The organism is Methylomonas sp. Kb3 (assembly GCF_002834115.1).
GTDB classification, from domain to species: Bacteria; Pseudomonadota; Gammaproteobacteria; order Methylococcales; family Methylomonadaceae; genus Methylomonas; species Methylomonas defluvii.
In genome coordinates, this window is the sequence record NZ_PIZT01000011.1 from 98,928 (window position 1) to 107,666 (window position 8,739).

8 protein-coding genes are annotated in these 8,739 nt (G+C 44.1%); 5 read left to right on the top strand and 3 right to left on the bottom strand.

Going from position 1 to position 8,739, the window contains the following annotated elements:
- Window positions 1–110 precede the first annotated feature (110 nt).
- The 5 genes from CWO84_RS09470 to CWO84_RS09490 all read left to right on the top strand — a co-directional run bounded on the left by CWO84_RS09470 (window position 111) and on the right by CWO84_RS09490 (window position 5,010).
- Window positions 111–428, top strand: a complete 318-nt coding sequence (locus CWO84_RS09470; RefSeq protein ID WP_033158621.1) for a hypothetical protein — start codon at window positions 111–113, stop codon at window positions 426–428.
- A gap of 17 nt (window positions 429–445) precedes the next feature.
- Window positions 446–2,095, top strand: a complete 1,650-nt coding sequence (locus tag CWO84_RS09475; protein WP_101052418.1) for a phage tail tape measure protein — start codon at window positions 446–448, stop codon at window positions 2,093–2,095.
- A 418-nt stretch (window positions 2,096–2,513) separates the two neighbouring features.
- Complete coding sequence (locus CWO84_RS09480; protein ID WP_051670357.1) at window positions 2,514–2,993, top strand: flavodoxin domain-containing protein; 480 nt, start codon at window positions 2,514–2,516, stop codon at window positions 2,991–2,993.
- A gap of 40 nt (window positions 2,994–3,033) precedes the next feature.
- Window positions 3,034–4,074 carry an alpha/beta hydrolase gene (locus tag CWO84_RS09485; protein ID WP_084153415.1) on the top strand — a complete coding sequence of 347 codons (1,041 nt, stop codon included), beginning with the start codon at window positions 3,034–3,036 and terminating at the stop codon, window positions 4,072–4,074.
- Window positions 4,075–4,140: 66 nt separating this feature from the next.
- A complete protein-coding gene (locus CWO84_RS09490; RefSeq protein ID WP_225892844.1) occupies window positions 4,141–5,010 on the top strand; it encodes an AraC family transcriptional regulator in 870 nt (289 codons plus the stop codon).
- Window positions 5,011–5,153: 143 nt separating this feature from the next.
- On the opposite strand, the gene CWO84_RS09495 is transcribed toward CWO84_RS09490, so the two are convergent.
- The 3 genes from CWO84_RS09495 to CWO84_RS09505 form a co-directional block, all read right to left on the bottom strand.
- Complete coding sequence (locus CWO84_RS09495) at window positions 5,154–5,873, bottom strand: hypothetical protein (RefSeq protein WP_101052419.1); 720 nt, start codon at window positions 5,871–5,873, stop codon at window positions 5,154–5,156.
- Window positions 5,874–5,906: 33 nt separating this feature from the next.
- Window positions 5,907–8,417 carry a hypothetical protein gene (locus CWO84_RS09500; protein WP_101052420.1) on the bottom strand — a complete coding sequence of 837 codons (2,511 nt, stop codon included), beginning with the start codon at window positions 8,415–8,417 and terminating at the stop codon, window positions 5,907–5,909.
- A gap of 164 nt (window positions 8,418–8,581) precedes the next feature.
- On the bottom strand, window positions 8,582–8,739 hold a 158-nt coding region (locus CWO84_RS09505), incomplete at its 5' end, for a transposase (protein ID WP_165786296.1).

Below are 8,739 nucleotides of genomic sequence, written 5' to 3' on the forward strand. Positions count from 1 at the left end.
ATGGCGACTATTGGCTGAGCAGACAAATGCTAAAGACATTAAATCACGCGCAAGGGCGGGCATGTCAGCCACGCTTAGCCAATGGTTAAGCGTTAACCGAGGATTATGTTATGAAAAAAATGGGATTTTCCATTACCACCGCCGAAGGGCATTTTTTGACACGCTGCGAGCTTAAGCAAGAAGGCCAAGGCATCTATCTGGACACATCCTTTGAAAAGAATGTTGTGAAAAGCGTAACCGTGCCAAAGCTAAAACAGTTAGCTGAAATTAAGCAGAAACTTGAAGCCGCTCATCCCGAAGTAAAACTTTGGGCGGTCGAGTTATTTAAAGATCAAGGCAAAGCGTTCTGCCGGTCGGCAACGAGCGACGCGCCACCTTGGTTTAAAACCCAACACGAACGGAACGGCCGCTTGTATTCCGTCCAGTAGCTGACAGGAGAATTATCATGTCAAAAGACTTCGATTTAAAAGCCGTGATAAGTATGGTTGACCGTATGTCGCCAGGCTTGAAGCAAATCACCAAAAACCTAAACATATTGCATAGACAATTAAGAACTGTCGGCAATGGTGCGCCGATGCTTGGCGCCGGTTTTGTCGCGTCGATGGCGGTACCAGCCAAAGCGTTTATGGATTTAGAGAATTCCGCAGTCTACCTGCAAAACACCTTGATGGATAAGAACGGGAATATCCCGGCGGTATTCCAGAAAATCAGCGAGGAAGCGATAAAGCTGGGAACTCAGTTACCCGGAACAACAGCCGACTTTAACGCGATGTCGTCAACACTAAAAGCCTTTGGCGTGAATGCGGACTCTATTGCCAATGGCGTATTGAGGGCCACTGCATACCTTGGCGTCGTTGGCAAAGACATCTATGTGACTTATGACAGTGCGGCGGAATCAATGGGTAAGCTCAGCCGGGCGTTTAACATTGCCGACAGTGATATGGTGCCGTTTGCCGATTCTATCCAAAGGGTGTTGTTCAACGGCACCAAGCTGGATGAATTGCAATATGCTATGTCCCGTGTCTCTGGCCCGTTGAAAGTCGCTGGTGAAGAAGGCCTAAAGGCGGCAAACCAAATGCTGCCGTTGGTCTCGGTCTTTACCAGCACGGGTATTTCAGGTGAAGAGGCCGGTACCGGCATTCGTGAGATTATCAACCAGGCCACCAAGCTGAATAAATTCTCCGGCATTCCAAAGCTGATTGCCGACCTGGACAAAATAAACCACCTACCGAGCAAGCTACGCTTTACGAAATTGGAAAACCTGTTCGGCAAGGAGCACGCCAGCAAAGCCGCGCTGATCACCCTGGAAAGCTATAACCGGCAAGTGCAGGCGATGGCCAACCAAGGCAGTCTGCTGGACAAAATCGCCAACTCCGCCGGCACGCTCACTAACAAGGTGGAGACAGCCGGCGGCACCTGGTCAAATTTCATGGCGAAATTCGGCAGCCAGTACGCGCCGGAACTTAAAGCGGCTGCCGACTCCGTCAACCGTATATCGGAAAATCTCACCGGCTTTATTGATCAAAATGGGCCGGCGGTGATGACAGCGGCGAAGATGGCCGGCGCCTTTGTCGGCTTGAAAGTTGCGGCCTGGGGTTTGGCTGGCGGTATCGGCGCAATAACGGCGGCCATGAAGTTAAACCCACTGATGTTGCTGGCACAAGCGGCCATCGTCGCGGCACCGTTGATCATTGATAACTGGGATAGCATCGTCAACCGGCTTAAGGAAGGATTCAGCAGGATCAAGGATTTTTTCCAGCCGCTAATCGATATGTTCAAATATATCGGTAACTGGGTTTCGAACGATCCACTGTTAAAACTGGTTGGCAGCGTGCCCATGTTCTTGGGTAAATCGGTTGCCTCGTTGTTGCCTGATTTCTCGGGGGTTCAATTACCCAGCGGCGAAGGCATGCGGGCACCGGGCTACCAAAAAAATATTGTTGGATCGGTGAAAGGCGGGGTTGACGTCAATGTCCGGTTCGACAATTCACCCGCAACGATGCGAGTGGCTCCGAGTAAAACCCGTGGGCCGGTTCGGTCGAATGTGGATGTGGGCTATGGGTTTACCCATGCTATGTATCTAGGCATGCCGTAACTTGATCGGTTAGCCGGATCAAAAGCCGCCTGGCAGTAATGCAGGCGGCTTTTTTTGGCACTATAGACCATCGGTTTTTTTGCCCGAGGGCGCAAGGCAGGGCACATATTAGGGCACATTCAGACACAAACCAAACGCATCGAAACACGCTTGACCTTCGGGCAATTTCTGTTATCCTCTTGATCCATAGGACGTTTCAGCGTGTCCCGATGTGTTCGCCTGTTATTGGTTGGCGCTCATAACCCGAAGGTCGTAGGTTCAAATCCTGCCCCCGCTACCAGACAAATCAAAGGCTTAGGTTTAACGACCTAGGCCTTTTTTGTTGCTTGTAAGTTTCTGGTAAGCAGATAGTAAGCGAATTTATGGAATACAAATCAGCGCCATTTGCTTTTCCCCACGCCTAACATCGAGAGATTGCATGAGCGAATTTGAAGGCGGCTGCATGTGCGGAGCGGTTCAATACGCAGTGAAATCCGAGCCGCGTCTGTCTTTTTATGCCAATGCAGGCAGTGTCAACGAATCAACGTCACAGGTCATTCGGCCGAATTTGTTGCATCGGCAAAAAACACAATACGAATGGGTGCGCCGAAATTTAGCGATCCTGATCAACAAACCCAGCGCTTTTTTTTCGGTCAATCTGACGGCACGAAAGCCTGATAAAAATCGACCGGAAACCAATCCTTATATTAGAAAGTTTCTGAAAGAATCCGCGTGGCAGCCTTGTGAGTTGGCGGTCTTTGCTGGAAAAATTGACTATCCAAGTTGTCGTTTCTTAGATAGACATATCATCCGTTGCATCATGTGGATGACTAACAGGCCTACCAATTCCAATCTAGTGATTGAGTTTACCGATTGGGAGCGTGTGAATGCATTCGCACCGCGTATCTGTTTTATGTAGGTGGTTCCATTGTTCGCAATTCATTCTTTCGTTGGCTGACATGACATTCGTTTTATCGCGGCGTATGCGCTACTTGCTCTTAAGTTTGACCATCGGCAGTCTCGCCGCGCTAACGGGCACCTTTTATCAAGCCAAAAGAACCGCAGCCGACCTGGCCGCATTCCCGCCGCCCGGGCAGATGATTGCGGTGAACGGCGCGAATTTTCATCTGTATTGCATGGGTTCCGGTTCGCCAACGTTGGTTCTCGAAGCGGGCCTAGGCGAAAACGTGTTGAGCTGGTATCCGGTTCACGCCAAGCTGGCCCAGACCATGCGCGTTTGCGCCTACGACCGCCCAGGCTTGGGCTGGAGCGATCCCATAGCCGCCGCCATCCAGCCGGAAGCGGTGGCTGAAAACCTGCTGGCCTTATTGCACAAAGCCGGCATTGCCCCGCCGTTTGTGCTGGTTGGCCATTCGCGGGGCGGAATCTACGTGCGTGCTTTCTATCACCGGTTTCCCGAACAGACACAGGGTATTGTTCTAGTCGATTCGTCGCACGAACAAGGCCCCATGCACCATTATCCTTATGCCGCTTGGGATTATCGGAAACAAGCCCGGCAAATCGCAATTGCGGAACCGTTGTCGCGGCTCGGTATCGTCAGGCTGCTGGGCATCGCCGATGCCGACCGCCGGCCATCTCCGCTACCGGCTGAAATCCTGGCCGCGAAAACCGCGATACAAAATCGCACCGATACCGCTCATGCGGTGGTCAATGAAATCGCCGTCATGCGCCAAGGACTTGATCCGACGACACCGCCGCCACGCAGCTTAGGCAATCTCCCGTTATTGGTGCTAACCGCCAGCAATCTGGTGGATTTGGCTATTGTCGCGCGCGAAGCGGAGAGAGCGGGTAAAGATGTCGAAGCGGAAAAGGCGCTTGCCGAAATTCAACTGGCCGAACAGGATGATATGGCCCGTCTGTCCAGCCATTCGCGGCATATCGTGGTCGGCAACAGCGGCCATTTCATCATGCACGATCAGGCCGATGAATTCGTCGCCGCAGTGCGCGAATTTGTTTTAGATATGCCTCCGGTCAATTGAGCACGTTGAGTCAGGCGAGATGATTCTGCGCTTGTTACAGTAGCGCTCGATTGAGGAGGTATGAAAGTGGACGATAAAACGGCCAGCGCGGCCTATGCCATGCGCTTCGATAGGATTTTCGATTACATTGACAAGCATCTGTTCCAGCCGCTGTCGGTCAATGAACTGAGCAAACAGGCCAATTTTTCCCGCTTTCACTTTCAACGGCAATTCTCCGCTTACACCGGGCTGAGCACGACACGCTACATCCAGTTATTGCGTTTGCGTAAGGCTTCTTACCAACTAGTGTTTCAGGAGCAGCGCAGCATTACCGATATTGGATTGGAGGCCGGTTTCTTAAATGCGGAATCGTTTTCCCGCGCATTCAAAAAATGCTTCGGACAAACGCCTACTCAATTTCGAAAGCACCCAGCATGGCAGCCTTGGAATGAGCGCATGCTATTACCCCAACGAATCAGGAGTCCGCAGATGAACGTCAACATCGTCGAATTTTCAGAAACCACAATAGCCGTCTTGGAGCACCGTGGCCCGCCCAGCCTGGTAATGGAGTCGGTCAGAGGCTTCATAGACTGGCGCAAGCAGAGCGGCTTGTCGCCGATCGCCAGCAGTCGGACGTTTGGTATCGCGTATGACGACCCGGCTGTCACGCCCGCTGAATCATTCCGATTCGATGTATGTGGCGAGGTCAAGCAACCCGTGCCGGAAAACTCGCAAGGGGTGATTAACAAATTGATTCCGGGAGGACGTTGCGCCGTGGTGCGCCATATCGGTTCGACCGACCGGATTAGCGACAGTGTTTATTACCTTTACCGGGAGTGGCTGCCGGAAAGCGGAGAGGAATTGCGGGAATTTCCACTGTTTTTTCATTACATCAAACGGGTGCCTGAAACGCCCGAACACGAACAGATTACGGATGTATATCTGCCTTTGGTGTAAACGAAAGCGGTCGAATAGTTGATCCATGGTAAAACTCAGCCGCGCAGGGCGCATTAGCTTTAGAGTAGCGCGCCGAAACGTTAATGACCAACATGCGGCGCAATACGGCTACACCTATTGACGCCCTACGGCCTTATCATTTATTACGCCTTACCGCGTTTATGAAGAATCTCAAATACAGGGGGATTTGCTACATTGTCTGGAATAATAGGAATATCATTTTCATTAATCGCTGATGCTTCTATGTCATGATTTCCTATTTTCCAAGCTTCAATTATCTTAATTTTGTTTTTCTTAATCCAATATTTTTGTTCTGCCATTTCTGGTGGAGAGTTTTCAGAATATTGTGCAGGAATTAGTAAATAACCTAATCCTCTCGATAAGTATTTTTTAAAATTATCTAAGTTTATTGAGTTATTGGGCGTCATCGTGTGAAATCTGTTCACGCACATGAGTAATGTTGAGTTTTTATTTCCCAATATATCAATATTATGGCTTACCATTACTTTATAATTATGCGGATTATTTTTATCTATGCCTGTAATGATGGAGATATTAATTTCTTCATTAGCGTCAATATTACCAAATCTTTTTCTCCAGCCGTTAAAGATTTTTAAACCCTCTGTTACGTTTCTGAATCCTAAGCCTAGTATCGGAATTGGTGAGTAAGGTATAAATGCATATAGAGTTCCAAACCATTTTGCTTTATCCCAAAGTCTCACATTTATAATAGAAGTCGAGCAAATTTTATTGTGCTTGGCCTGTAAATAAGAAATGGAATCTTTGTGTTCAATTTCAGAGGTATTTTTATTGAAAGTCGTGTTTGAATGATATAGGTCTTTTGACCAGGGTTGATCTCTCATAAGCTCAAATTTTCTATCGCTTTCATAAGCCTTCTATTGGTTTATAGAATATCTCAGCTGAGAACCTAATATATTATCTAAAATTGTTGGCAAGTTAATCAAATGATTCATCCTATCCAAAGCTAAATCTTCTTCTATCATGGCTTTCATACCATCATCATCTTGATATATTACAGCCTCACAAATAATTTTCATTACAAGCTCGAAAATATCTTTATGGGCTTTTGTATCTTGCAATAAAAATAAAATATCGGGCTGAGCTGAAATATGTATTGCAATTTCACCGCAATCATCTTCGACTTCTTTATAATAAATTGAACTTAATGTGCTGTCTGTCTTTAATATGCAATTAACATTAGCTTGAATAGGAAACCATTTATGAGTCAGTCCAGTTGTTAAAAAACACTCTATCGCCGATAGTATTGACTCTGCAAACAGGAGCAACTCTTTGTCATTAGGTAAATCAAAATTAAATTTGACACCTAAAACTAAAGAGCTAATCGAAATTATTTTATCTGCATTCCAAACAGAGTATTTTGGTAATTCTGTGTTTGCAGGCTGATTAAGCCAGCTTGTACAAAACTCATATAAATCATTTTCAAATTTAAAATCTGCTTTAATTACTTTATCATGTCCAAGCGCATATAATGCTGCAAATTCAGACATAAACAAACCTAATCTATCGAGTAAGTCAGGAAGGAATGATAGATTGTCTAAATCAGTGTATTTTGTTTTAAGGATTAGTATCCCTAAAACTGTATCTATAAGTTCATTATTACTGTTGCTTTTCTGGTCTGGTACTAATTCGAGTATATGGAAGTCAATTATATTTTTAAAGTTTAACCACATAAGTGCACATGGTACTCTTCCTAGCCTAATTTCAATCCAAACTAAATGACTTAATAGACTGCTCATTACTTGAGGCATTGTGCCATGTTCGTCAAAGTCTTTATTTATTTGATGAACAGCAATAGCATAACAGCCACGAGCTGCCCAAAATAATCCCATTGATTCATAAGTGCTTGCAATAAGAGCTTGAGCTTGAATAAAGTCATGCCTATGTTCATATTGCAACAAATGGCTTATTGCTCTAGCAAATAGCTTTATTGCTTCATGTTCATTATTTGACTGTAGCTTTCTTAATCCTTTTTGAATCAGTAGCCTCCCTTTTTCTTCATTACTTAATTGCGTAGAACTTATCGCAATGATTTTTTCAAACAAATTGTCAAAATTACTATCGTCAATAAAGTTATTTAACTCTTTTATGATTTTTATTAATGGATCAATAGGAACGTCTATTAAATTATGAGTTGCATCCAGCAATAGTTGCAATTCATAAAATATATTAGACAGTGACTTATTATCCATAAATGCTTTGGATAATTCTAAAAGCAATATATGAAACTTGGCAGCAGTTGAGGTATTGGGTCTTGATTTATCATTAGCAATGGTAGACAATTTATTAAGCAGAGCGCTATATCGGCTGTCTAATTTTGCCTCGTCAGATGTTAAACATTCAGTGTGTGTCGCTGTTTGAAGTACTGTGAATAAATTACATAACCTCTCTAAATCCCACACCTGATTGCTGTTGATGGATAAAGCTTCAAGTACATCATATAGTTTATTAGCAAGCTTAAAATCATTAAACCACCAATAAGCTGTCCAAGCATGTTGATATGTGATTCTAATAACTTGCTGGTTAACCCCAAACTCTTCTGCAACACGCTTGGCTCTTTCAAAACGCCCATATACTTCAAACTGAGGTTTTTCTAATTCTCGTGATAAGGTAGCAGCATACAAACAATCTTCAACAAATAGATAGCCTGAATTTATATAGGAATCAAAACCATCAATTTGTTTTTCAACTGTTGCTAAGTCAGATAGTTTTTCCGCATCATTAAATCCAATTAACTTTTTATTTTCGATGTATGAAATATTTAAAGTTGAAATTGCAATGTCAAAACGATTATTAGAATATACCTTGTCAACTATCCATTGCTTATCTAAAATCCAAACAGGTAATCCATATTTTTTTGTCAATTCATCTTGTATTTTTGATTTATCTTTATCACGAATCGCCTGATTAGACATAAAATAAATACGTTTATAACCTCTGTTTGTTAAAACAATTTTCTCAACATCACCTTTGATTTTTGTCTTCCATGTTTTTTGAACACTAATAGCAAAAGCCCAGCGTTCATTTGCGGCCTTTCTATCAATACATTCATACCATTTTAAGGAAATTTCATCAGAAACAGGATAGGTTTCAGTATCAGCTTTGCTGTCGCCGCCGCCAGTAGAACCTGTTTGTATTGTCAAATTCGGACAAATTTCTTTTTGTGCTAGTAATCTGCAAAAATTCTCAAAATCCTTTTCTTGGCAACGCTCTGTCATCGTTGCAAGATGATAATCAAATTGTTCTTTTGGAATAAGTGGTTCTGAATTTACTTGTGAATCAGAAAATTGTTCTGGTCGTCTAGCTTTCATAAATTCAGAAGGCTTAAAGGTTTTGTGATTTAGTTGAGAAAAATTTGCTTTTTTCATATGATATTTATTCTATTACAAGCCGATGGCCGTAGGCTGGGTAGAGCAACGCGAAACCCGGCAGATACTTTGAAATAAACGAGTTCTTTACATTCAACAAATACTCTCAGGGTGACAAAACATATCCGCTTCTAAGCTGGGTTTCATTAGGGGCTGTTGCCGTTTCACATCGGTAACCATATAAATGCACAAGCCAGGGCGATAGCACCTTCAAAATTGCGTTTTAGTTTGTCATATCGGGTGGCAATAGCTCTAAAATGTTTCAGTCGCGCAAATACGTTTTCAACGAGGTGGCGATATTTATAGAGACACCAGTCCATTT